We start from the raw sequence: 24,774 nt of genomic DNA on the forward strand, positions 1-24,774 counted from the left end.
GTTCTTTTTTGGACAGTCCCTTTTGACGTTACAGAATTTAAGGATTGTGCAATCTATTGTGTAATTTGTGTAATTTCAATCGGTACAGTACGCCTCACTTCTTCACCTTCCTCTGTTTCGATGACAAATAAATATCCTTGTGTCCCCTCAATCATTCGGATGGGATTTTGCATTGATACCATCAATTCTCCTTGAGCATTTGGTTTAAACGTCAGTTCACCAACAAATTTGCCCACCTTCGTTTTAACATTATCTTCAGCTCCAAAGAGAACCCCGCGATTATCATTGGTTTTAAAGAAAATCGTATATTCCCCTTCAGGATCTAAGCTGTGTGCCAAAACAACAAAATCGACAGTACCCTGTTCTTCAAAAACAACAATGGCCCGTCCTTGGCCGTTTTCAAATGGAATATCATGTATGTGTTGACTTGCTTGAATTTTGACGATGTCATTTTCTCGTTGATCAGTGGAAAATGAACATCCTGCAACCATGACTATTAAGGCAGAAAGAAAAAGGAGCATTCTCATGTGTTATCTCTCCTCACTTAAAAACACCATTGCCGCTTGAATTTTTCTTTCGTCCATACTTTGGATTCTATAATCATGCCTTTCAAACATATTGTTATTAACAACCGTTACCCATACTTCCTCTTCTTGATCTCTTTCACCTCCCCGCTTATAACTTTATGTTCATTATAGCACCCCAAACCGGACGGAACGAAACCAACGGACAAGATATCAAATCCGGTCTTGGCGAGAACTTTTAATTAAATCAGCCAGCCTGGCCAGACTATCCTCAAGATCCTGTAATGGGGCATACGCATAAGAAAGACGTAGATACTGAGTAGATTGGCGGTCGTAGAGATGACCCGGATTGAGCAGTATTCCTTCTGCCAGTGCCCGTTCAAACAGATCCCGTATGGAGACGGGCACGTTGATTTTCAGCCATATATAGAATCCACCCTGTGGCTTGCTCCATTGGGCGATCTCCCGAAAGTGTGTTTCTAACGCTTGAAGAGCAATCTCTCTGCGCAGCTTCAGCTGCTTTCTGACATACTGGATATGTTGGGCGTACAAGCCGCTGGCCAGCCATTCTGCAACAGCCCATTGAGACAGAGAGCTGGAGCCGTAGTCTGTTTGCATCTTAATATCCGCCAAACGGTCAATCACCGGTTCAGGGCCTACCACCCAGCCAATCCTTAACCCGGGGCTTAACGTTTTGGACATGCTGCCCATGTACAGCACAAGGCCGTTTTGATCGCAAGCTTTCAGGGGTGGGGGAGGCGGAGCATCCAGCCACAGATCCCGGTAGACATCATCCTCAATGACAGGCAGGCGCTCCTGTGTACATATTTTCAGCAATTCACGGCGGCGCAAGTCTGTCATTAAAGTGCCGGTTGGATTGTGAAAGGAAGGAATGGTGTATAGCAACGCACCATGATACTGCCGTTTGTACCTTGACACGATTGCGGGTTGTATACCTTCTTTGTCTAAGGGAACCCCCAGCAGTTTCATTCCTGCTGATTGAAACACACGGACGGAGTACAAGTAAGATGGTTTTTCCAATAAAACCGTTGATCCCCGGTGCAAGAGACCGATGGAAATTAATTGTAAAGCTTGCAAGCCACCTGAGACGATCAGAATTGAGGAGGGAGAAGTGTCAATCCCGATCTCTCTCAAATGCTTCACAAGCTGCTCTCGTAAAAACAGATCTCCTTTCGGCTGTTCATAGCCTAAGGAAATCGTCCGTTTGGGAAGATGCTGAAAAATGGCTTGCATATGTTCAGCCGGCAAGAGGTCGGGGGCCAGCTCACCTGTCCCCAGGCGGATGATGTGTGGGTCATATTCCGCTTGATTAATCTCCTGAATGGTCGGCAGATTGGGTTGGTGCATTCCTGACTTAACATAGGTGCCCCAATCGGGAGGAGGGGTGGACGCCAAAAGATTCCAAGTATGATTAACCACCCTGGTTCCGCCCCCGCTGTTCCCTTTCAGCAGACCTTGGGCAGCAAGCTCATCCAGTGCGGTTACGACCGTGCTGCGGTTCACTCCGAATGCTTTGGCCAGGGCCCGTTGGGACGGTATTTTGGTACCAACTGTCCATTCCCCGCGCATAATCTTTTCTTTGAGATGTTCCTCAATTTGTTTGTGTAAAGGAATGGGAGAATGGCGATCCGGTTTCCAATCTGACACAGCCATTGCCAGTCCCTCCGTGCTGTTCATAATCTGCCTTGACATTTGTTCTATCATACCATTTGGTTGGTTTAATCACCATCCATTTGGCCGGAGACAAGAGACGCCTCTCTTTTTTACAATTAAACGTAAGCTTTCAGTCTTTGATGAAAGGGAGAGAAACAGTGATTGAAGCCATTATACACGGTATTGTTCTTGCTTTTGGACTGATTTTACCTTTAGGGGTGCAAAATGTGTTTATATTTAACCAGGGAGCCACCCAGCCAACTTTATTTCGGGCTTTTCCCGCCGTGTTAACCGCCTCAGTTTGCGACACGTTGTTAATCTTGCTGGCTGTGCTGGGGGTCTCTCTTATTGTACTCACGCTGACCTGGCTTAAAACGATGGTGTTTGGCATTGGCTTTTTATTCTTAATCTACATGGGCTGGGTGATTTGGAAAGGTAAGCCAGCGTCTGTAAACCACACAGAAGCCCGGCCCTTATCAGCGAAAAAACAAATTGTGTTTGCTGCTTCTGTGTCATTGCTCAATCCCCATGCCATCATGGACACTGTTGGGGTGATCGGTACCAACTCCCTCACTTATGCCGGGGATGACCGCTGGGCTTTTACCCTGGCCACCATGATCGTCTCCTGGCTGTGGTTTTGGGGATTGGCCATCGCTGGACGGGCTGTGGGCAGGCTGGATGATTCCGGCAGGGTGATGCAAGCCATGAACAGATTATCTGCGCTTGTGATTTGGGGAGTCGCCCTGTATATGGGGTGGACATTGATTTTTTAAGTTTAATAGTCACTACATTGACTCAGGAAGCATGTGTTGTTTCAATTGGATACGAATATCCTCGGGAATTGGCTCAGGTTTCTGGGTTTTCAGATTGAAATTAACATAAGTTGCCGTTGCCTTGACACAAACCTGGCCCGCCTGATGGATTTCCTCGTATAAGACAATGCTTGTGTTACCGATTTTTTTAATCCATGTTTTAACCGCAACATCCTGGCCAAAATAAATCTGGTTTATGTAATCTACATTGGTATTGACAATGACCATCCTCCAATTTTCGAAAGACAGATCGGGCGTAAAAATCTTAAACAGCTCATGTCTTCCTGCTTCCAGCCAGGTGGGAATAAACGTGTTATTAATGTGCCCAACCCCATCTGTTTCGGAAACCCTGGGTGTTATTTTTGTCTCAAACATCTGTTCTCCTTCACTCCTTAGCCTCATATTTAAATAGACTATAACAATTTTTTTCATGATGATAAAGACGTTACAAATGTAACATTTGGTGTATATCAAAGGGACAATTCTTTGAGATTGGGCAAAATAAAAACCTTCTACACTAACGGTGTAAGAAGGTTTTTATTTTTAAGACAATAAATGATAGAAAAGCAAATTATAGTTCTATGGTCTCAGCAGGCTGCAGAACTCTCGTTCCTACCCCTCTCGTAACAGCTCTCTCATGCATACGGGCTAAGGCATTCTCTGTCTCTATATAATAGGGCGGATTGTGGAAAGTGTTATAGTGGATTGGGATTAGACTTTTTACACCTAATAAATACGCCGCTTCCACCGCTTCTTCTGGTCCCATGCAGGCAGGCAGTTGGCTTTGTTTGGGTAAGCCAGGGATCTCTAAAATCGCTGCGTTAATTGGCAAAAAGGCCACATCAAAAGATCCGTACTTATGAGCTATATTTAACCAATATCCATGCCAAAGCGTATCTCCACAATGAATAATCTTTTTCCCTTCTCCTTCAACAATCCAAGCCACTTGCGGACTGCCAAAGCCATCTATGGAATAGGTGGCGGAGACAGTCACCGAACCAACTGCAGCAGTTTCGCCTACAGACAATCCTTTAAGCTTGGTAAATCCAGCTTTACCGGCCATAGCAAGCGAGTCGTGCGGCATAAATACCGGTACTTCAGCGCCAAATGTGTCCAACAGTGTTTTGGGTGAAAAATGATCACTGTGAGCATGGGTGATAAGAATAGCATCCGGTCTAGGTAAACTGGTTAGAGGAATAATATCCTCTTGCGGTGCTCCAAATTGAGCAACCAATGGCTTACCCTGATTCTGAACAGTGTCACCTAATGGATCGATTAAAATAGTGGTTTCATTGACCTGAACCAAAACACCCGCCCAGTTCAGTTTTGTAATGATCATCATCTAAACCTCCTGAAAGTAAAATTTCAATCGAAGTTATTATATTATACTTAATACAAAAAAACAACTTACTTTAAAACAAATAATTGATGTGACATAAATATTCTAATATAATAAATGAAAAAATGGCCAGGATAACACATTCCCTAGATGAAAGGAGAAGACATGAGTAAAAAATACAATTTAGCCTGTAATATTGCTAAAACGCTAGATATAATAGGAGACCGCTGGACCTTGTTAATCATTCGTGATTTATTAGAGGGAAAAAATAAATTTAATGAAATAAAAGAATCATTGAAAGGGATTGCACCTAATATCCTTTCAGACAGATTACAAAGCTTAGAAAAGGAAGGAATCATAGTGTCAAACTTATATAGTCAACACCCTCCCCGATTTGAATACAAGCTGACAAAAAAAGGAGAAGACTTAAGGCATGTTATTCACGCCTTGGGTATATGGGGCAACAAATACTTATCGCCAACATATTTTGAATTGGTCCATAAGCAATGTGGACATCAGGTGCAGGTGCAATATTTTTGCCCGAATTGTAACGCAACAGTAAAAGATATCCATTATGTCAAAGCTGCCACTAGTAACTCAAACTTGTCGTCGTAATGAACAAAAAAAAGGAAGCCCTTGAGCTCCCTTACAGTGAATGACGCACCTGCTATCAATGTACCAGATTAAACCGAAACACTCTGTTTTTCCTCTAGTTTTTTCCGCCAGTTGCGGTCAGCCAGATCCAAAGCCTGTTCCGCCAGTTCAACTGCTTCCCTAAACTGCAGATCCCTGAAAGCCTGTTCAGCCCCCTCCAGGATTTCTCTCACTTCAGCATGTTCCCGGCGGAATCGGTTCCCGTATTGAATGAGCAGCTCTGACCTGTGGGCTAATTCGATGACGGTTGAGGCGACTTGAGCAATGGACTGCACCTGTGATCTGGCTTCTTTCAACTGATACTGAACACGATTCATATCGATCGGGGCCTGTTCCAATGATGCCTGTAGTTCCTGTAAAGCCTCAGTAGCAATGTTCAGACCGGACTGCACATGATCTGGCAGACCTGGCAGGTTGCTCTTGCGAAGATGGGCCCTTACTTTAGTCAGATTCCGCTTCAAATCCTGAGCTTCCTCTTTGGCATCGAGCTCATCCTTACGGATCGTTTGAATCTCTTCTTCGAAAGAAGCGGTTTTCTCCAATAATTGTTCATAATTAGTAAAGTAACGCTCCAACTCGGGCTTTAAAGTGGGATAGAGCTGATCTATTTTGTCAGGATCCACTTTGAGTGCATCATAAGTATGCTGCATGGCCTTAAACATTTTTTGCAGTGCGTCATGTTTGCTTTCCCATTCATTATCCCAGGAGTAAGAAAGTTTAAAATCGCCTACTGTACGCTTCAGCTCATTAAATTTTTCCATTAAGGCTGCGTGTCTGGCATCCAATTGCCCGATGTTCTCAACCACATATGCCTTGTTCTCCACTTCTTGTTCCAAGCGCTGATAGATCTCTTCAATCCCTTCCAGCACATGGTCCTGCCATTGTTTCATATTGTCTATTTCCCCGTTTTGCATGTAAGCGACTACTTGATGCTTCGCTTTCAGCATTTCGGCCAATTGCTCTTCTGCTCCGGTGTGGTCTACCTGGTAACCTTTACTTTTCATTTCCTGTATCGCATCTTCGACTTCTTTAAGTTTACGGGGGATATCATGCTCGATGGTACGAATAATATTTGGGCAAACTTCAATGGCTTCATACAGCTCCTGACAAGTGAGATCCACCTTGTTGAGCAGTTCTTGGGCCTGGAGATAATTACCGTTGTTGTGGGCTTCTTGAAATTCATTATACCAGTCAGCAGCTTGTTTGTACTTGTCATACCATACCGGATATGAGATCCCCAGCCCCATGGCGTGCTTTTGCAACAAACGTTTCAATTCTTGTAATTGTTCGTGCAGAACAGTCATTTTTTCCCGGTTGCCTTTTTCACTCTCTGTCAGTTGATCAATCTCTTCCTTAATGGTTTCTAATGTCTCTTCTACATCCCACAATTTTTCTTGGGCTGTTTGGATCAGCCGGTGACAAGTAACAAACCGAAAGCGCAAGGCATAATCTTCAATATCAATCAAGGTTTCTTCCAAATCAGGCAGGATAACCGTGACAATTTCTTCCCACTGCCCCTTCCACTTCTCAAAGCTGGCTTCCGTTTCACCTGCCATCTTTAAGCTTTTTAACCGTGCCAGTTCTTCGGCTACTGGACGGTTTTCGATGTCAATCTTCCATTGCTCCAGCTTATCCACGTGCCGGTAAATGCGCCGGCGGTAAAGCAAACCTGCAAAATAAAGCAAAAAAACAAGAATGACCAATAATACTGTTATATTCAGCAATACTGTTATATTCAGCGACATAGCAGGATCTCCACCTTCAATCAACGCTTGTTGTTGTACTGTTTGCAATGAAGTGCATGTTTTTGTTGTAAACCTTTGTCCGATCCCGGATGATATGTACTCTATTTCGCTATTTTTATACAAAATCCCTGCTATCGACAACGATTTTCTACAGAAAAATTTAGTTGTTCCAAATAGCGCTGCTTAAACTCATGGGAATGGGGTTCAATATAATAGACCTCGCGGATGACTTGGGGCTGTAAGAATGGCATATACAATGTATTGAGCAGCTGCAAGGTCATCATCTCAATATCACCGCTCCTCAAATCCCCAGCTTCTTTTAACTCTTCAAGCAAGGTCATGTAATAATATTTCTCTCTGCTTAGGTAAACCGTCATAATTTCTCTAATCAATGTGGAGTCGATCGTTAACTCCCGGTAAATAAACCGGGTCATGTGATAATGTTCAAACAGGTAGTCAAAGCTGGCTGTGAGGGTGGTGATCAAGCGCTGATAGGCAGACAATTGTACCAGGCTGGATTTTTCCCCAGTATCCCCCGCCTGATGTTGTTCAATCACATTAAAATAACCCTCATAAAATTGGACCATCAACTGTTCGAGCAGCCCTTTCTTCCCCTTGAAATAATATGAAATCATCGCCGGGTTGACGTCAGCCCGCCGGGCAATTTGGCGTACTGTGGTTGAGTGGAATCCCTGGTAGTAAAAGAGTTCCAGTGCCGCTTCCTTAATCCGTTCTTTCGCCTTTTTCTGTTCCCGGCTGCCCACTATGGAATCCCCCCTTGTAAGCTCATCCACCCTTTAATCATAGCATAAGATCAGGCCCCACCGCAGCTCATTCCAATAGGGGATGCTAAAAAACACGTATTTTTATCGGTAAAAAAGCAGGCTTCCAATTAGCCTGCTTGGTGTGCATGTGATGCTGGGAGTGCTTAGCAACTACGTTTTACCAGGAGGCACTTTTATGCAATGTTCCCCGGTTAACAGTTCATCGGGTACTTCAATCTCCAGACGGAGCAAATTGGAGCCGAATGATTTGCCAAGATTATCTGTCCGTAAAGATGACGGAGCCCCTCCACCCAGGGCATCTTCAAGGACAAATTTGAGAGCATACACATTGTCCACCTCATAGCGGCTGACCTCCCCCTCCACCAGAGGCTCAAAATGGGCTTTAACCTTTTCTGCCGTTACTTCCCGTTTAAACACCTCATACATCTCTTTTGTTTTGGCAAACAAGCCCAAGTCACAGGTGTTGCCCTTATCCCCGGAACGGGCTTGAGCTACATAACGCAATTGCACTTTGGCCACAGCTCAGACCTCCTCCACGTTAATCTTCACGCGTGACTCGATTTCATCCCTTGGGATCAAAACAGACCATAAACCTAGCAATTGGCGCACGGAGTACAGATTGGCCAAACCGCCAACAAACGGTGGTCCGTTTAGGGCAAGCGGCGGGAAGAGCCGGCCGAATTGTACCGCTTCCTCTTTGGTATTGGTGTGCACGGCAATACGCACATACACCTCATTCAACTTATCTTCATCCACAGGATGAGCGAGCGGACCGTGAATAGAATTGTAGCCAATATATTCGGTGTGAATATCATTCACTTGCAGTTCATACAGCTCAATCTGCTTGCGGATGATTTCATCCACTTTCTGCGCTTTCTTTAAGGCATCAGGCCAGGAGTAACCGATCATACCCGCCCCCATGTAACCATTGGGATAGCCCATGATCGCCTTTAAGGTCGGTGGCTTGGGTTTTCCTTTCACACCAGAGATTTGCACCCGGTTCTTTCCTATCTCTTCAAACCGGGCAGCGGAAAAATCGGCGATTACATCAGGTGTGACATAATGGGAAGGATTATGAATTTCATACAAGAACTGCTCTTTCAAGGTGTCAATGGAGACTCTGCCCCCTGTGTTATCCGGCTTGGTGATCACAGCTCTCCCGTCTTCATACACTTCGGCAATGGGATAGCCGATGTTCTCCATGTCGGGAATGTTCCACCAATCCCCGCTGAAGTTCCCTCCTGTAGCCTGGCCGGAGCACTCCATCAAGTGGCCCAGCAGCACACCCAGGGCCAATTTGTCCCAGTCATCTTCGGCCCAGTCCAGCTCATAGATCATGGGGGCCAAAAACTGGGCAGTGTCTGTCGTCCGGCCAGTAATGACAATGTCAGCACCCTGCTTCAAACATTCTACAATGGGCCAGGCTCCCAGATAGGCACTGGCAAACAAAATGTCTGCTTTTGATTTGGTGAACAGTTCCCCTGTTTCATAATCAGCAAAGGAGATCCCTTTGGCCTGTAGTTCATCGAGAATGGGGTAAATATTGTCTCCTGTGGCAATACCTACCTTAATCCCTTCGATGCCTAACTCCTTGGCAATACGCACCACTTCGTCCCTGGCACCCTCGGGATTAATGCCACCTGCATTGGTAATCAATTTGATACCTTTCTCTTTTACAAATGGCAGCAGCTGTTTGGCTGTCACAGTGATGTCTTTGGTGTAACCTTTGCTCGGATCTTTTTGACGGTCTTTCTGCAAGATAGCCATCGTTAGTTCTGCCAGGCAGTCAAAGCAAATATACTGGACATTGCCAAATTTGGCCATGTTCAGGGCACCGTAGATGGTATCGCCATAAAATCCCTGTCCGGCTCCCACTCTGACCTTTTTCAAACTTAACCCCTCCTCACTTTGTAAACGCTTACTTTTTATGAAAAACCCTCATATCCACGTATATGTGCAGCATTCTTCATTGATGACTGAACGCTCGTTCGTCACAACCACTCATATTATAACAAATTTTCAGAACATAGTCTATTTTAATTCTACCGTAAAGTCCACCATTCGGCCCGGTTGACAGGGCACAACAAAAATAATGATCTGTTGTTTAATTAGCCTTGACTTTAACGGTCTCTTAAAGCTACAATAAAAGTTGTGTAAAAATAACCAACACAATCTATTGCAAGATAGCCAGGGTGAACAGCCTATAGAACACCCTCTCCATTTTGCTCCTTTTGAACCGCGGCTGAGATTTGTTCAAAAGGTGCACCGTGTAACCCTTAGCTATCGGGGCGAAGGTGTGTGAAAGCAAAATGGCTATAGGACTGAGATCACCGCTTGCTCAAGCTTAAACTATGATGTGGAAGGAGCGTTTTAACGTATGTCTCGTTATACAGGTCCAACTTGGAAAATCAGCCGCCGTCTGGGAATCTCCCTGACTGGCACAGGCAAAGAGTTACAAAAGCGTCCTTATCCTCCGGGACAACATGGTCCTACTCAGCGCAAAAAATTAAGTGAGTATGGCATTCAGCTGCAAGAAAAGCAAAAATTGCGCCATATGTACGGATTAAATGAACGTCAATTCCGTAACTTATTTGACAAAGCAAGCAGAATGTCCGGTATCGTGGGTGAAAACTTCTTGATCTTGCTTGAATCCCGCTTGGACAACCTTGTTTACCGTCTGGGCTTTGCCCGCACCCGCCGTGCGGCCCGCCAGCTTGTTAACCATGGCCACATCACGGTGAATGGCCAGAAAGTGGACATCCCCTCCTATCAATGCAAACCGGGTGATGTCATCGGCCTGCGTGAAAAAAGCAAAGACCTTGCGGTAGTTAAAGAGGCTCTGGAAGAGCGTGACTATCTGCCAGATTATCTTGCTTTTGATGAAAACAACATGGAAGGTACTTACATTCGTCTGCCAGAGCGCAGCGAATTACCTTCCGAAATTCAAGAATCACTTATTGTTGAGTTCTACTCCCGTTAAGTTGATCTACACATCAGCCCCCGGCATCCCATGTGGATATCGGGGGCTGTTTTCATTCATGATCACGTATGCTATTTGATCCGCACAAACTTACGCTTGCCCACCTGGATAATCATCTCTGCCCGCACATGGACTTCTGCCTGGATATCAGCCACTCTCTCTCCATCAATCCGCACGGCGCCCTGCTGTACCATCCGTCTGCCCTCTCCTTTGGAAGGCACCATGTTTAAGGCGTGCAATAAATCTACGATGTTAACCGCTGCATCTCCTGTCCAGTTTTTTTCCGGCATATCCTCAGGCAAGTCCCGCTTTTGAAATACCGTTTTGAAGTGGGCTTCCGCCTGCTCTGCCGCTGTTTCTCCGTGATACATGGTGACCAGTGTTTTGGCCAGGTTCATTTTGGCGTCGCGGGGATGAATGGACCCGTCCTCTAAACCGGCCTCTATCCGCTTCACTTCCTCTAATGGTATATCAGTGACCAGCTCATAGTACTTAACCATCAACTCATCAGGGATGGACATGGTTTTACCAAAAATCTCATTAGGCTCTTCATCAATGCCGATATAGTTGCCCAGGCTTTTGCTCATCTTTTGTACCCCATCCAGTCCTTCCAAGAGCGGGGTCATGATGGCTACTTGCTGTTCTTTGCCGTATTCTTTTTGCAGGTGACGGCCCATGAGCAGGTTAAATTTCTGATCTGTGCCTCCCAATTCAACGTCACATTCCAGAGCGACTGAATCATACCCCTGCATCAGCGGGTAGAAAAATTCATGCAAACTAATGGCTTGGTTGGCCTTGTAACGTTTCTCAAAATCATCCCGTTCCAGCATGCGAGCCACCGTTGTTTTGGCGGCCAGTTCAAGTACATCGGCAAAGTTGAGGGCAGAGAGCCATTTGCTGTTATAATGTAACTCTGTCTTGGACATATCCAAAATCTTAGCGTATTGCTTGACATAGGTCTGGGCGTTTTGTTTTACTTGTTCCTCGGTCAGGGGCTTGCGGGTTTCTGACCTGCCTGTGGGGTCCCCAATACGCCCAGTAAAATCCCCGATCAAAAACTGAACGGTATGACCCAGTTCCTGAAACTGGCGCAATTTTTGGATGACAACCGTATGACCCAGATGGATATCCGGGGCTGTCGGGTCGACACCAAGCTTCACTTTGAGAGGTGTGTCAGTGGCAATGGAACGGGCTAGTTTTTGTTTTAGCCCCTCCTCCGGAACGATCTCAACCACGCCCCGTTTTAAAATCTCATACTGTCTATCTACCTCTTTTTGCTGTGCTGGCGTTAAGCTGATTTCTGCGGACATCTGTCTTCCATACCCCTTTCTCCTGCTTTTCGCTGAACACCATTCATAATTCCCAAACATAGCATTTCCCTTGCCAAAAGTCAATCATTAGCCCAATCAAAAGGGATTGTGATATAATAGCGGTGACGTTTAGGGAGGAGTCGGAGCATGTCTAATGATCAAAAGCAAAATAAGGGCAAAGGTCAGTTGGTCAAACAAAAGAGATGGGTCTATCTCTTGAAGGTGACTTGGCTTGTCACTCAAGTGCTGTTTGTCTTGCTGATCATGGGGCTTCTGTTTGCCGGAGGTGTGGCCGCCGGCTATTTTGCCTCTTTTGTCCATGATGAACCCATCCGCAGTTATGAGGAAATCAAATCGGACATTTATAATATCCATCAGACTGGGGAAGCGTATTTTCGGGATAATGAGTTTATTGGCTACTTACGCACAGATACTCACCGCCAGCCGGTTAACTTGGAAGAAGTGTCTCCCCATTTAATTGACGCTATACTAGCCACGGAAGACAATGAATTTTTTGAACATCCAGGTATCAATGTACGTGGCTTGGGCCGGGCTGTGATGGAAGAGCTAACCTCCCCCGGCCAGGGCACCGGAGGCAGTACGGTGACACAACAGCTGGTCAAAAACCAATTACTAACAGCTGAACGTACCTTTGACCGCAAGTTTAATGAGTTGCTGTTGGCCATGCGTGTAGAAAGAATGTTTTCCAAAGAGGATATCTTAGAAGCGTATATGAATGTGGTTTACCTGGGTTATAACGCCAACGGCACCAACATAGAGGGTGTCGGCGCCGCAGCAGAAGGGATTTTCGGTGTGGATGCGGGTGATCTTTCAATTGCCCAGTCTGCCTATATCGCCGGCATGATTCAAGCCCCGGGGCGGTATACACCCTTCAATCGCAATGGCAGTAAGAACGAGGACAACTTGGAGCGCGGTTTGACACGCATGAATTATGTCCTGCAGCGCATGTTGGAGACAGGCCGTATTACGCAGGAGGAATATGAACAAGCACTGGCCTTTGATATCGAGGCCAGCTTGGCTAAGCCGCAAAGCACCATGGTGGAAAATTACCCCTATTTAACATTTGCCATCGAGGAGGCGGCTATTGAAATTCTGCTCGATTTACGGTTAGAACAAGAAGGGTTGGAGCGGAGCGAGGTCGACAATTTGGAGCAGTACCGGGAGCAGGCTCGGCAAGATCTGTTCCGGGGTGGATATAAAATTTACACGACGATTGACAAAGAGCTGTATGAAGCGTTTAAGGATGTGGTGGCTGAGGCCCAATTTGGCCCGCGCAGCAGTAACGAAACTAAACTAGTGAAGGATCCGGAAACGGGTGAAGAAAAAGAATTGGGTCTCTTAGAACAAGTGGGGGGCACCCTCATTGACAACGAAACCGGGGCCATTTTAGCCATGATTGAAGGGCGTGACTATCATGAATCACAGGTGAATTTCAGCCGCGCCGGACGGCAGCCCGGGTCATCCATTAAACCTATCTTGGATTATGCCCCCGCCTTTGAGCTGGGTGTCCTCCAACCCGCTTCAGTCATTGACGATGTGCCCATGTTTGCTCGCGACGGCAGCCGGGGCTTGCATCTGTTCCAAAACTTTAACCGCCGTTTTCATGGACTGGTAACGGTCCGAAAAGCCCTGGAGCAATCCTATAACATTCCGGCCATCAAAGCGATGGAAATGGCCCGTAACCACAATAGCGAGGCAGTACTGGACTATTTGCACAAAATGAATTTGACCATGTTTGAAGAGCAAGATTTGCATGTTTTACCTAGTGCTATCGGAGGGGGGGGCTGGACCGTCAGCGTTGAAGCGCTGACCGCGGCTTTTGCCACCTTCGCCAATGAAGGAAAATACCTCCAACCTTACTTAATTGAACGTATTGAGACAATAGACGGAGAGACGGTCTATGACCATCAGCCAGAACCTGTTGAGGTCTTTTCTCCTCAGACCGCCTTTTTGATGAATGATATGCTGCGTGATGTTGTCCGTTCCGGGACAGCCAGTCGCATTGGACGCCGTTTGGGCTCTCTGGATGTGGCGGGCAAAACGGGGACAACCAGCGACACCTATGACTATTGGTTTGTGGGGTATACCCCGCAAATTTCTCTAGGGTTATGGCGGGGCTACGAGCGAAATGTGACGCTGGCTAACAAGTATAGTGAACGTCACCAGGATTTGTGGGCCCAGCTGATGCAAACGGTGAGAGACATCCGTCCTGAATTGGTGGATGCCCAAGCCCGCTTCCGCCAGCCGGAAGGGATTGTGCGGCGGACTGTGTGTTCCAAATCTGGGTTGTTACCCTCCACTTTGTGCCAGAAACAAGGGTGGCTGGTGACAGACTATTTTAATGCAAAATTCGTGCCAACCAAAACTGATGACCGGGTAGTGGAAGCACGGATCATCACCGTCAATGATAAACGCTACCTGGCCAAAGAGAGCACCCCTGATGACCTGGTGGAAAAAGGTATTTATGTCTTAACTGAAGAGATTCAGTATCCATCCGGTTGGACTCGAAGATATCCTATAGCTGATGAAGAGATACGGGCTCCAGCAGAAGAAGATCCCCGCCAGGAAAATGGCAAAGTACCCGCAGCGCCTGCCAATGTCCAGGCTAAGCGGAGCGAAGGGAGAATCACTGTTTCCTGGAGTACAGTAAATGAATCCGACTTGGCTGGCTACCGTGTGTATCGCGCCGGAGATGATGGTGAATTTAAACATATTGGCAGCGTCCTTTTACATGAGGAACCACAATATCATGACAGTGCCGGTGCAAGACGGGATTATGCCTATTATGTCACCGCTGTGGACATCGCCGGTCAGGAGTCAGAGCCTTCAGCCATCGCTGTAAGCAATGCCCAAGATCCCGATCAGTTCTTCCTGCCGGATGCCCCATCTCAACCGACTGGTCTCACAGGCCAAGGTGGGGAACTGTCTGTACAGCTTAGCTGGCGAGCTAATCCCGAGGATGAACAGGTAGAATATTACCAGGTGTACTATGCAACCAGTGCCCAAGGTTCGTTTAAACCTCTGGGCAGAACCGGCGATACTAACTATGCCCATACCTCATTGGGAGGGGCAGGTGACTACTGGTTCCAAGTCACTGCTGTGAACCGGGCAGGTGAATCACCGCCTTCTGAGGCCATCCGTGTCAAAGTAACCGGGCCGCCACAGGCAGAGCCTGAGCCTCCTACAGAACCTGAACCACCCGGAGATGAGCCCCCAGGAAATGGCGGCGGAGGGAACAAGCCTCCTGAAAAACCTGATCCTCCGGAAAAACCAGACCCTCCAAAAGAACCGGATAATAACGGAGATGACAACGGTGATCAAGACAATGAAGCCAGCAGACAAAGTGTATTCGGCTTCTTAAGCAGCCTTTTTGTCCACTAGCTAAAAAAAGGGATGGCTCAAAATAGCCATCCCTTTAACAATACGAGTTTTTGATCCGCTTATCCATATTAACAGTTATGCTTTGGATACGGCAGCCTGCCATTGTTTAAGCATATGGTTGACCAGTTCATAGGAGCGTTTGGCTGCCACCTTTGTAAACTCAGTAAAATTGACCTTCGCTTCCCGGTCGGCTTTATCTGACAACGAGCGGATAATAACAAACGGAATCTGGTTAAGGTGACACACTTGAGCGACAGCTGCCCCTTCCATTTCTACACAACTGCCGTTAAAAGTCTTGTACAACTCAGCCACCTGTTCGGGATCAGCAATAAACTGATCACCTGACAATACTTTACCTTTCACAACTTGAATAGTCTCATCTTCTGGACGGTAACTTTCGGCCAGTTTAATCAAATAAGGATCCGCTGCAAAAACAGATGTTTCGGCGAAGGGAATCTCACCCTTCTTAAACCCGACGGGAGAAGCATCAATATCATGCTGCTGGCATTCCGTTGAAATGACAATATCTCCAATGTTTAGCTCCGGGGCAACCCCGCCAGCCACACCGGTGAAGATAATGTACTTGACCTGATAATCATCAATCAAGATTTGGGTGCAGACACTGGCATTAACTTTTCCCACTCCGGATTGGCATAGCACAACGTCACTGCCGTACAATCTTCCCTGGTAAAAGGTGATCCCTGCCCGTACGTTTTTCTTCACATCAGTCATGGCCTCTAAAAAAAGTTCAATCTCTTCCGTCATGGCTCCCATTATGCCTATCAGTTTGCTCATGGCCTTTCCTCCAGCTCTCTCTTCACTTATTTTCTGTCCTATTTTTTTTGGTTGACTCTCTTTCCTCAATGCGATGAGGTAAGACAACCAGATGATGATCAATGTGCTCTTTATTCATATACTTCGTCAGAAGGCGCATGGCCACCGCTCCGATATCATACATGGGCTGAACCACACTGGTCAGACGGGGACGCACCATGGAAGTTAAGCGGGTGTTATCAAAACCGATGACTTCTACATCACCTGGAATTTTCAGGCCGTGGTCCTGGCAGGCATGAATGGCACCTATGGCCATTTCATCACTCATGGCGACAATCGCTGTTGCCGGCTCAGCCAGGCCGATCAACTCTTCAGCTGCCTTCAACCCGGAGTCATAACGATAATCACCGTAGCGGATCAAAGTCTCATCGACTGGCAGTCCTGCTTCTTCCAAGGCCTTACGGTAACCGGTCAGTCGTTCTTGTCCACTAAATTTATCTTCAACAGGACCGGAGATGAAACCGATACGCGTATGACCTTTGTCAAGCAAAAGCTTGACCGCATCGTAGGCAGCTTGTTCATAATCGATCACCACAGAGGGCATCTCTTCTTTTTCGTCTTTAGTAGAAGCCAACACAATAGGCACCGTAGAAGTGGTAAACAATTCAATATGCTCTTCGGTTATCTGATTGCCCATAAATAACAGGCCGTCAACCTGTTTCTCAAGCAGGGTGTTAATGAGATGAATTTCTTTCTGTGGACGCTGATCCGAATTGCACAAGATGATATTGTAATTATACATAGTGGCAATATCTTCGATCCCCCGGGCCAACTCAGCATAAAACAGGCTGGAAATATCGGGGATGATCACCCCAACCGTAGTGGTCCGTTTGCTGGCCAGCCCCCTGGCCACTGCATTGGGACGGTAACCCAAACGTTTTATGGTTTCCAATACTTTCTTGCGTGTGACTGGTTTGACGTTCGGGTTGCCGTTAACGACACGGGAAACAGTAGCCATGGATACCCCTGCTTCTCGGGCTACATCATAAATGGTTACGTTTTTCACCTATATTCCCTCCTTCAATGACCATGTTTATCACATCCATATCTATGTGTGGCCGGTTAGTCTGGAAGCAAAATAACAATATTTACCTTAAAACCTTTTAATGGTTTTCATATATTTTCAAAAGTATAATGTTATCATACGACAATTTATAACGTGATGCAATTGCCAGTGATCATTTGTCACTGAATCTCAAATAAGACGAATACCGGCACCTCCTTTAATCCCAAACACAAAAAGTTGGCGAATTACTCCTCGCCAACTTTTTTCACCTGGTTAATAGCATATTTTTGTTGATAAAGCTTAGAACCGACCCATTGAGCCAACACAGCAACGGCAATAAGCAAGGGAATCAACCAATTGGAAACCCCTAACCAGAGGCGTAAAGCAATGATGATGGGGACCGAGGCATGAACAGCCACCATCCAAGTCAGCGAAAACTTACGGACTGAAGCACGCCACACGCCAAGGGGGATGTTGATGAGAAAGGTAAAAGCAGTCAGTGCAAATGCGATTAAAATGTCATCCATGTTCTCACCTTAGTTACAGAAGTTTTTATGCTTTTACCTTACTCTTTTTTGGATGTAAAGTCAAATCTGTCAGACCCTCGCTTTAGCCTTCAACAAGCCGGAGGCTTGCAGTTCAGATAAAAAGTCATTAAATTGTCCCAAATCCATTTGCTGGTTCGCATCAGACAGAGCCACCGCAGGGTCGGGATGCACCTCTACCATGACCCCATCAGCACCAGCGGCTAAAGCCGCTTTTGCCGTAGGCAGCAACAAATCCAGACGGCCAGTAGCATGAGTGACATCGGCCAGAACCGGCAAATGTGTTTCCTGTTTTAAAATGGGAATGGCCGAGATATCCAGGGTGTTGCGTGTGGCCTTTTCATAGGTACGGATGCCCCGCTCACACAACATAACCTGCTTATTCCCCTTGGAAACAATGTATTCCGCAGCAAACATAAATTCCTGGATCGTGGCCGACATTCCCCTTTTTAGTAGTACTGGATGATTGACCGAACCAGCCGCTTTCAACAGCTCAAAGTTTTGCATGTTACGGGCCCCGATTTGAATTACGTCAATGTATTCTATGGCCAGTTCGATATCATGAGGAGACACAATTTCACTGATAACCGCCAAGTCAAATTCATCAGCGATTTGTCTCAAAATTTTCAAACCTTCAATCCCCAAGCCCTGGAAGTCATAGGGAGACGTTCTGGGTTTAAATGCCCCGCCTCTTAACAGTTTCAGTCCTTGACGTTTATGGTTAAGGGCAACCGCTTTAACCTGCTCATAACTTTCAACTGAACACGGACCGGCAATAAGAACAGGTTCACTGCCCCCAATTTTTACCCCCTTGATATCCACGACTGTATCTTCTTTTTGCTTTTTACGGCTGACCAAGAGTGCCTTGCGGTTGTCATCTTCCTGCAACTCCAAGGACGCTTTGAAAATCTCTTTAAAAATATGCTGTATCGTGGAGGTCTCAAACGGTCCCTGGTTCTTCTCAGCCAAGATGTCCAACATTTTTCGTTCACGCACCGGGTCAAAACGGTTAATGCCTGACTTCAGCTTAACCTTACCGATTTCCTGGGCAATACGCCCCCGTTCGCTTAAGAGCTCCAAGATTTGCAAGTTGATCTCGTCTAAGCGTTTTCTTAACTGTTCTAACTGATCTAGGCCTTTCTCACTCATGCTTTCTCCACCCCTATACAAATATTTAATGGTTAATTTAACACGATTGTCTGCAAATTGCAATAGGATTTTTTAATAATTTAACGCATAAAATTGTAAAAGTAGATTAATAGATTATTAAATGAAAAACCGATGCTTAAGTTGTCTCATTAGAGACCAGAGCTCAAGGCACCGGTTTCAACAGTATTGGACTAGTTTTTCTTTTTCAAGGAAAGGGAAGTCAAAAACAATCATTACTTATCCGTTTCTCTTTCCACGCGTTGCTCTACATTCTTTTTCACTTCTTCTACTTCCTTCCTCACTTCATCCACTTTGGCATTAACCTGCTCCAAGATTTGATTGGCCTGTTCCTTGGCTTTGTCCGTTGCAGCTGCTGCCTCATCCTTAACGTAATCAACCACTTGGTGAACGTTCTGTGCACGGTCGGCTGCAGCCTGCTGGGCTTGCTCTTTGAACGTTTGTATCTCATGCTTCATTTGGCTGGCTACATCTTTCATTTTTTCAGCAAACGTTTCAGCATAGTCACTCACTTGCCGGGCCAACTCCAGTGTTTTCTTGGATGCTGTTTGATAGCCGTCCGATAAGTCCTCCCTTAATTCACGGCCAGATTTAGGCGCCAGGAGCAAAGCTACGGAGGCACCTATAATCCCTCCAACGATAGCCCCAATGACAAAATCTTTGCCATTCATATTATTTTGATCTGCCATACTTTATTCCTCCTTCTGAATTGTGATCATGTTCTTTTTGAGTGCGGTAAGCTTGCCATTTATGCCAAAGCTCCATGGATAAGCTGACAACCTTCATAATCTCATCCAATTTGCTTTGGTTCTTCACAGTAGTGTGCTGGACACTGCGGGTAACACTGTCCATAATGGTGGCCGAGATTTGTCTTAAGGAACTGGTTACCTGCCTGGTGGCTTGGCCAATCTCTTCCGCTGACTTAAACAGCTGATCCAGTGATTGTGATTTGTTGTAAATATCTTCTGTCAGCCGGTTAGTCTGGCGGATTAAATCAGTCGTTTCCCTGCTCAGTTCATCCACACGGCTTTGCATACTGGTCATATTGTCATTTAATTGTTGAAGTGACCGCTGAACGGTAACCAAGGTTTTGACAAAATAAATCACTAAGACAACAAAAGCAACAGAGATGAGTGCCACGCTAATTTCAATGATGCCCATTGTTTTTCTCCCTCCTCAAACTCCTGTCTACAAATCCCACACAATCTTAGTTTTAACACTAGGACAAGCGGTACTGCTTATGTATTCGCCGTTGTAAGTGGAATACCCTGTTCACAAAAACATAAACTTATTTTTTCTCCATTTTCGCCACCCATAAACCATGAGCATGGCCAAAGTGGCGCCTAGCACATCGTTGACAACATCAAGCGGATCGGGATGCCTACCAGGAACAAATGCTTGATGGATTTCATCACTGACTCCATAGCAAAACGAGAGCAGTACCGCCCAGCCTTTTCGTTTCCATTCGTTCAAGGCATAGCCTTGTAAAGCAAACCAATAGGCCAAGCCTAAAATGAAATAGGCCACAAAATGTCCCCAATCCAGACGGTCAAACATGGGGAACATAGATTGAATTTCCTCCCCTGTACGGGAAGATAAATAGAAAATAAGGCCCATCCAGGCTATCGCTGGAATCCAGCGCCAATGCTTGACGATCTGCCAGCTGTTCACCAACTCTCCCTCCCTTTTTTCCTGCCGGTTGACCTAGCGGCTGTTCACTTACTCATCCATTTGCTAAACTAGTAATTAAACAGACACTCTTTAATTTACACAGACACTCTTTAATTTACAAAATGAGGTGAGGAAATGAAAGACCCACGCATCGAAACTCTGGCCAAAAATCTGATTCATTACTCAGTCCGCCTGCAAAAGGGAGAAAAAATCCTGATTGAAAACATCGGAGTGGAGCCATATTTGCTACACGCCCTGATTAAAGAGGTTTATACCGTAGGAGGCTATCCCTTTGTCACGCTCAAGGAACCCAGTGTAAACCGGGCCCTTCTCATGGGTGCAGAGCCGGAACAACTGGATTTGATGGCCAAATGGGAAGCGGATCGCATGAGAGAGATGGATGCTTACATTGGGATCCGTTCCGGTGATAATATTAGTGAACTGGCCGATGTACCTGCTGAAAAAATGCAAGCCTATGCCAAACATGTAGCCCATCCTGTACATAGCAAGATTCGGGTGCCGCACACCAAATGGGTGATTTTGCGCTGGCCCCGCCCCGCCATGGCGCAATTGGCCAACATGAGCACTGAGGCGTTCGAAGACTTTTATTTCCAAGTATGCAACCTGGATTATGCCAAAATGTCCAAAGCGATGGATGCCCTGGTGGAGCTGATGAACCGCACAGACCAGGTGCGCATCACAGGCCCCGGTACAGATTTAACCTTCTCCATCAAGGATATCCCGGCCATTAAATGCGCCGGGGAGTTTAATATTCCTGACGGGGAGGTGTTTACCGCTCCCGTTCGTGACTCTGTGAACGGTACGCTGCGCTTTAACACCCCTTCTCCTTATCAAGGCTTTGTGTTTGAAAATGTGGAGTTGGAATTTAAAGACGGCAAAATTATTAAAGCCACTGCTAACGATACCGACAGGCTGAACCAAATTTTAGATACGGATGAAGGAGCCCGCTATATCGGCGAGTTTGCCATCGGCGTCAACCCGTATATTCTGCATCCTATGAAAGATATTTTATTTGATGAAAAAATTTGCGGCAGCTTCCATTTTACTCCCGGTCAATGCTACAATGAAGCTTCTAATGGCAACCACTCTTCCGTGCACTGGGACATGGTGTGTATCCAGCGGGAAGATTACGGCGGCGGAGAAATGTATTTTGACGGGGTGCTGGTCCGCAAAGACGGACGGTTTGTACTTGACGAACTGCAGGACCTTAATCCGGAAGCGCTGAAATAACGGCAATGAGGCTCCTGTTTGTGTTAGGGTGACCTTCACGACAGGAGCCGTCCACCATCCATTGTTATAAAATTTTTAATATAAAAAGGAGTTGTTGAATATGACAGCGAAACGACCCGTTGGCTTGGGACACGGTATATATTTGATTGACGGCTATGACCTGGGTTTTTCCGGCCGCACTGGCACATATGTGTTCGCTGAGGAAGCGTTAACCATCATTGAAACAGGCCCGAGCCCATCCGTTCAGCATATTTTAGAGGGGCTGAATGCCCTTGGACTGGATCCGGCGAACATTAAATTTATCATTGTCACCCACATTCACCTGGATCATGCAGGGGGCGCCGGTCTGTTGCTGGAAAAGTGCCCCCACGCGCAAGTGGTGGTTCACCCGCGGGGCGCCCGCCATCTCGTTGATCCATCCCGGTTGATTGCCGGGGCAAAGGCGATTTATCAAGATCAGTTTGACCGTCTGTTTGACCCTATTGTCCCCGTACCGGAAGACCGCCTGCTTGTCAAAAATGACGGTGATACACTTGTAATCGGCTCCAAGCGGACACTACAGTTCCTGGATACTCCAGGCCATGCCAGACATCATTTTAGTATTTACGATCCTGTCAGCAACGGCATCTTTTCCGGAGACACGTTTGGCATCCGCTATCCTCAAATGGAGGAAGCCGGGGGACAGTTGTACTTGCCTTCCACCTCTCCCAATCATTTTGATCCGGCGGCCATGCGCCACTCTATTGAACGCATGTGCAGCTTAGGCATTGAACGGATTTATTTTGGCCATTTTGGCATGACCACCGCTGTCGATGAAGCCCGCCAGCAAGTCTTGCATTGGCTGGATGTATTCGTGGAGGAAGGAAAAAAGGCCTATACCAATGGACAGGAACCCCAGGCCCTGGCGCAAATTTTGCTTGAACAGCTCCTCGACCATTATAAAACGATTGACATTCGCCAGCACACCGAGCTGTATGAAATTTTAAAACTGGATATGATGGTCTGTTCCCTGGGAATTTTTGATTATCTGTCCAAGCAGCATCAGGATTAGAGATGTATGGGGACTCAAGTTCAGGTGAAACCAACCTTGTTAAAGTGCAGTAAAACTCCCATGATTAATACTAATCATGGGAGATTATTTTGGGGCTGATATGAATGCCTTCCCCGTCCCGCCATTCAGCATAAAATACCCCTTTTTCATCATCAAAGCCATGGGTGCGGAGCTGATTTTTCAACCATAGTTGATCAAATCCTCGCTGCTGTAAGTTATCCCATAATACTTCTCCATCAATAATCAGGGTGATCGGGAGATTTACCGGGCTTTGGGGAAGATTAAGATCTAATTTATTCGGTTTTTGATACATGGACTTTCGCAAGACACTAATGGTGCCATTGGGTTCAAGTATTCCGTATTTAACCTCACGTACCGAAAAAACATCGCTTTGCCGTAACAGGCTTAACAATTGATTCACATCCAATTTATTCTTTAGTAACACGTTTCGGTCAATAATTCCGTCCCGAATCACAATGTCGGGGTTACCGATCCAAAAGGCACGCGTTGATTTCTTTCTTTGAGTTAAACGTTCTACCCCCCACAAACAAGACGTCCACAGGCCAGCAGCAAACAAAAAATGCACCAGCTTGATTTTGTCTTCATAAATTGAATTTCCTAACAACTCCCCAAGCACTAACGCAAAAATAAAATGAAATGGAGTTAATTGATTTATCGATGTTTTTCCCAATAACTTAGTCATCAAAAACAAGGTAAAAAAGCCAACGAGAATTTTTACCGCCATTAAACTCATATCTATCTCTTCCAACGTATACTTCCTCCAAGCTAAAATTCTAATAATAAGTATGGGCAAACGCCTATATCGGTATACGAAACTTTAAAAATAAGCAACTAAAAACCCTGTACACCCAAGTGGACGCACAGAGCTCTACTTTGCCGCGGATCTATTCCTTTTTAAACAGAGTTAGTGTGATCGTTGTTTTCCTGGCCGGTGATGACGGTGTGGCCATGGCCATTAGTTTGGCTATCAACTCTCTTCTCCTGTCCTTCCCCCTGTTTCTTGATCTTGTCAGTAAAAATCCCCAACGCACCGGCCAGTTTTTTACGAAAGACCAAGGGGATGACAATCAAGACTCCGAAGAGCAGCACCAGCTTAATCAATTGCCAGGGATCCCGTTCTACAAGGATATGGCCAACAAATGTATAACCGTAAGTGCCCGGGATGACACCGATCAACGTGGCATAGAAAAATGAGCGGAAATGCACTTTGGAGATGCCAGCCAAGTAACTGATCAGATCAAAATTAATAAACGGTATGAGGCGCAGCACCAATACATAAACAAACCCCTTTTGTTCAAGCTGGGACTGCAGCTTGCCAAACTTGCCTGTCCAATCTTTTTGGACAATTTCTTTCCCTAATTTCCTGGCTACTCCAAAAGCAACCACGGCACTGATCATTAAACCTGTCAGAGAATACAAGGTGCCTAATACGGGGCCAAACGCCAGTCCTGCCGTAATAGTCAAGATAGATGAAGGGAACAACAGCAAGGGGCGGACGGTAAAGAGCAGGATAAATACGACAGGAGCAAACCAACCAAAAGAGATAATCCATTCTCGGATCGAGAGAGGTGTCCAATTTAAATAACGATGGTTAATCCATATCAAAAATAAAATTAAGATAAGCATGAAGGCCGCTTTCAGCACACTTTTCTTGATAACAATGGACCACATGGACAGACTCCTTCGCCTACATTACCTACCACTGTCATTATATCTTTTACTGGCCAGGGAGGAAAGACTTTAGCACATGTTTAAAGCCACTGACCGTGATGGCCAGTGGCTCCTGTATCCTTTGCCTTTCAGTGTTAAGCCTGACCTACCAATACCCCCAGCAGCTGCAGCCAACAATAACCAGCAAGATAAACAACACGACAATTAAAGTGAATCCTCCATGGAAAGGATAAGCTGCTGCTTTACCGCTCATGATCTCATGTCCCTCCTTTTAGCTATCACCCTTTATGGGTGGTGGTCACTACTACAATATGCAGGTTGGTCACCCTAGG

At 46.0% G+C, this 24,774-nt stretch carries 25 protein-coding genes; 6 read left to right on the forward strand and 19 right to left on the reverse strand.

Going from position 1 to position 24,774, the window contains the following annotated elements:
* Window positions 1-53: 53 nt before the first annotated feature.
* Both J2S00_RS12720 and J2S00_RS12725 read right to left on the reverse strand, forming a co-directional pair.
* A complete protein-coding gene (locus J2S00_RS12720; protein ID WP_307340316.1) occupies window positions 54-527 on the reverse strand; it encodes a hypothetical protein in 474 nt (157 codons plus the stop codon).
* Between the two features lie 210 nt (window positions 528-737).
* Window positions 738-2,198: an aminotransferase-like domain-containing protein gene (locus tag J2S00_RS12725; protein WP_307340319.1), complete on the reverse strand. Its 1,461-nt coding sequence runs from the start codon at window positions 2,196-2,198 to the stop codon at window positions 738-740.
* A gap of 158 nt (window positions 2,199-2,356) precedes the next feature.
* Here J2S00_RS12725 and J2S00_RS12730 point away from each other — a divergent pair, with 158 nt between their 5' ends.
* Window positions 2,357-2,971, forward strand: coding sequence for a LysE/ArgO family amino acid transporter (locus J2S00_RS12730; RefSeq protein WP_307340525.1), 615 nt, complete (start codon window positions 2,357-2,359; stop codon window positions 2,969-2,971).
* Between the two features lie 12 nt (window positions 2,972-2,983).
* Here J2S00_RS12730 and J2S00_RS12735 read toward each other — a convergent pair whose 3' ends face one another.
* Together J2S00_RS12735 and J2S00_RS12740 are read right to left on the reverse strand one after the other, a co-directional pair.
* Window positions 2,984-3,385, reverse strand: a complete 402-nt coding sequence (locus tag J2S00_RS12735; protein ID WP_307340322.1) for an acyl-CoA thioesterase — start codon at window positions 3,383-3,385, stop codon at window positions 2,984-2,986.
* 196 nt (window positions 3,386-3,581) lie between these two features.
* Window positions 3,582-4,349, reverse strand: coding sequence for an MBL fold metallo-hydrolase (locus tag J2S00_RS12740; RefSeq protein WP_307340324.1), 768 nt, complete (start codon window positions 4,347-4,349; stop codon window positions 3,582-3,584).
* A 150-nt stretch (window positions 4,350-4,499) separates the two neighbouring features.
* Here J2S00_RS12740 and J2S00_RS12745 point away from each other — a divergent pair, with 150 nt between their 5' ends.
* Window positions 4,500-4,964, forward strand: coding sequence for a winged helix-turn-helix transcriptional regulator (locus tag J2S00_RS12745; RefSeq protein WP_307340327.1), 465 nt, complete (start codon window positions 4,500-4,502; stop codon window positions 4,962-4,964).
* Window positions 4,965-5,032: 68 nt separating this feature from the next.
* Here J2S00_RS12745 and J2S00_RS12750 read toward each other — a convergent pair whose 3' ends face one another.
* The 4 genes from J2S00_RS12750 to J2S00_RS12765 form a co-directional block, all read right to left on the reverse strand.
* Entirely contained in the window at window positions 5,033-6,796 is a 1,764-nt protein-coding gene (locus tag J2S00_RS12750) for a septation ring formation regulator EzrA (RefSeq protein WP_307340330.1), read from the reverse strand.
* Window positions 6,797-6,879: 83 nt separating this feature from the next.
* Window positions 6,880-7,542, reverse strand: coding sequence for a forespore capture DNA-binding protein RefZ (refZ, locus tag J2S00_RS12755; protein ID WP_307340333.1), 663 nt, complete (start codon window positions 7,540-7,542; stop codon window positions 6,880-6,882).
* Window positions 7,543-7,683: 141 nt separating this feature from the next.
* Window positions 7,684-8,052, reverse strand: coding sequence for an AtuA-related protein (locus tag J2S00_RS12760; RefSeq protein ID WP_307340335.1), 369 nt, complete (start codon window positions 8,050-8,052; stop codon window positions 7,684-7,686).
* A gap of 3 nt (window positions 8,053-8,055) precedes the next feature.
* The gene (locus tag J2S00_RS12765; RefSeq protein ID WP_307340338.1) at window positions 8,056-9,423 is read right to left on the reverse strand and encodes an acyclic terpene utilization AtuA family protein; all 1,368 of its coding nucleotides are present in this window, start codon (window positions 9,421-9,423) and stop codon (window positions 8,056-8,058) included.
* 487 nt (window positions 9,424-9,910) lie between these two features.
* On the opposite strand from J2S00_RS12765, the gene rpsD reads away from it, so the two are divergent.
* Entirely contained in the window at window positions 9,911-10,513 is a 603-nt protein-coding gene (rpsD, locus tag J2S00_RS12770) for a 30S ribosomal protein S4 (protein ID WP_307340341.1), read from the forward strand.
* 71 nt (window positions 10,514-10,584) lie between these two features.
* On the opposite strand, the gene tyrS is transcribed toward rpsD, so the two are convergent.
* Window positions 10,585-11,823 (reverse strand): tyrosine--tRNA ligase, encoded by a 1,239-nt coding sequence (gene tyrS, locus J2S00_RS12775; protein WP_307340343.1) that lies wholly within the window; start codon window positions 11,821-11,823, stop codon window positions 10,585-10,587.
* A 147-nt stretch (window positions 11,824-11,970) separates the two neighbouring features.
* On the opposite strand from tyrS, the gene J2S00_RS12780 reads away from it, so the two are divergent.
* Complete coding sequence (locus J2S00_RS12780; RefSeq protein WP_307340346.1) at window positions 11,971-15,225, forward strand: penicillin-binding protein 1A; 3,255 nt, start codon at window positions 11,971-11,973, stop codon at window positions 15,223-15,225.
* A gap of 75 nt (window positions 15,226-15,300) precedes the next feature.
* Here J2S00_RS12780 and J2S00_RS12785 read toward each other — a convergent pair whose 3' ends face one another.
* From J2S00_RS12785 to J2S00_RS12815, 7 genes are all read right to left on the reverse strand, one after another.
* Window positions 15,301-16,020 carry a 5'-methylthioadenosine/adenosylhomocysteine nucleosidase gene (locus J2S00_RS12785; protein ID WP_307340349.1) on the reverse strand — a complete coding sequence of 240 codons (720 nt, stop codon included), beginning with the start codon at window positions 16,018-16,020 and terminating at the stop codon, window positions 15,301-15,303.
* Window positions 16,021-16,042: 22 nt separating this feature from the next.
* Window positions 16,043-17,065, reverse strand: a complete 1,023-nt coding sequence (gene ccpA, locus J2S00_RS12790; RefSeq protein ID WP_307340351.1) for a catabolite control protein A — start codon at window positions 17,063-17,065, stop codon at window positions 16,043-16,045.
* Between the two features lie 245 nt (window positions 17,066-17,310).
* Window positions 17,311-17,592, reverse strand: coding sequence for a hypothetical protein (locus J2S00_RS12795; RefSeq protein ID WP_307340354.1), 282 nt, complete (start codon window positions 17,590-17,592; stop codon window positions 17,311-17,313).
* A 69-nt stretch (window positions 17,593-17,661) separates the two neighbouring features.
* The gene (locus tag J2S00_RS12800) at window positions 17,662-18,759 is read right to left on the reverse strand and encodes a bifunctional 3-deoxy-7-phosphoheptulonate synthase/chorismate mutase (RefSeq protein ID WP_307340357.1); all 1,098 of its coding nucleotides are present in this window, start codon (window positions 18,757-18,759) and stop codon (window positions 17,662-17,664) included.
* 233 nt (window positions 18,760-18,992) lie between these two features.
* On the reverse strand, window positions 18,993-19,466 hold the full coding sequence (locus tag J2S00_RS12805) for a YtxH domain-containing protein (protein ID WP_307340360.1): 474 nt from the start codon (window positions 19,464-19,466) through the stop codon (window positions 18,993-18,995).
* Window positions 19,450-19,938 carry a DUF948 domain-containing protein gene (locus J2S00_RS12810; protein ID WP_307340363.1) on the reverse strand — a complete coding sequence of 163 codons (489 nt, stop codon included), beginning with the start codon at window positions 19,936-19,938 and terminating at the stop codon, window positions 19,450-19,452. Before J2S00_RS12810 ends, J2S00_RS12805 begins: the two co-directional genes overlap by 17 nt.
* Window positions 19,939-20,049: 111 nt before the next feature.
* Window positions 20,050-20,448 (reverse strand): VanZ family protein, encoded by a 399-nt coding sequence (locus J2S00_RS12815; protein WP_307340366.1) that lies wholly within the window; start codon window positions 20,446-20,448, stop codon window positions 20,050-20,052.
* Window positions 20,449-20,583: 135 nt separating this feature from the next.
* On the opposite strand from J2S00_RS12815, the gene J2S00_RS12820 reads away from it, so the two are divergent.
* Together J2S00_RS12820 and J2S00_RS12825 are read left to right on the forward strand one after the other, a co-directional pair.
* A complete protein-coding gene (locus J2S00_RS12820) occupies window positions 20,584-21,699 on the forward strand; it encodes an aminopeptidase (RefSeq protein WP_307340368.1) in 1,116 nt (371 codons plus the stop codon).
* A 100-nt stretch (window positions 21,700-21,799) separates the two neighbouring features.
* The gene (locus J2S00_RS12825) at window positions 21,800-22,750 is read left to right on the forward strand and encodes an MBL fold metallo-hydrolase (RefSeq protein ID WP_307340371.1); all 951 of its coding nucleotides are present in this window, start codon (window positions 21,800-21,802) and stop codon (window positions 22,748-22,750) included.
* Window positions 22,751-22,820: 70 nt separating this feature from the next.
* Here the strand turns inward: J2S00_RS12825 and J2S00_RS12830 are convergent, their stop codons facing one another.
* The 3 genes from J2S00_RS12830 to J2S00_RS12840 all read right to left on the reverse strand — a co-directional run bounded on the left by J2S00_RS12830 (window position 22,821) and on the right by J2S00_RS12840 (window position 24,695).
* Window positions 22,821-23,519, reverse strand: coding sequence for a DUF421 domain-containing protein (locus J2S00_RS12830; RefSeq protein WP_307340374.1), 699 nt, complete (start codon window positions 23,517-23,519; stop codon window positions 22,821-22,823).
* 146 nt (window positions 23,520-23,665) lie between these two features.
* Complete coding sequence (locus J2S00_RS12835) at window positions 23,666-24,442, reverse strand: TVP38/TMEM64 family protein (RefSeq protein ID WP_307340377.1); 777 nt, start codon at window positions 24,440-24,442, stop codon at window positions 23,666-23,668.
* 145 nt (window positions 24,443-24,587) lie between these two features.
* Entirely contained in the window at window positions 24,588-24,695 is a 108-nt protein-coding gene (locus J2S00_RS12840; protein ID WP_307340380.1) for a YjcZ family sporulation protein, read from the reverse strand.
* Window positions 24,696-24,774 lie beyond the last annotated feature (79 nt).

This window comes from Caldalkalibacillus uzonensis (assembly GCF_030814135.1).
Classification (GTDB): Bacteria; Bacillota; Bacilli; order Caldalkalibacillales; family Caldalkalibacillaceae; genus Caldalkalibacillus; species Caldalkalibacillus uzonensis.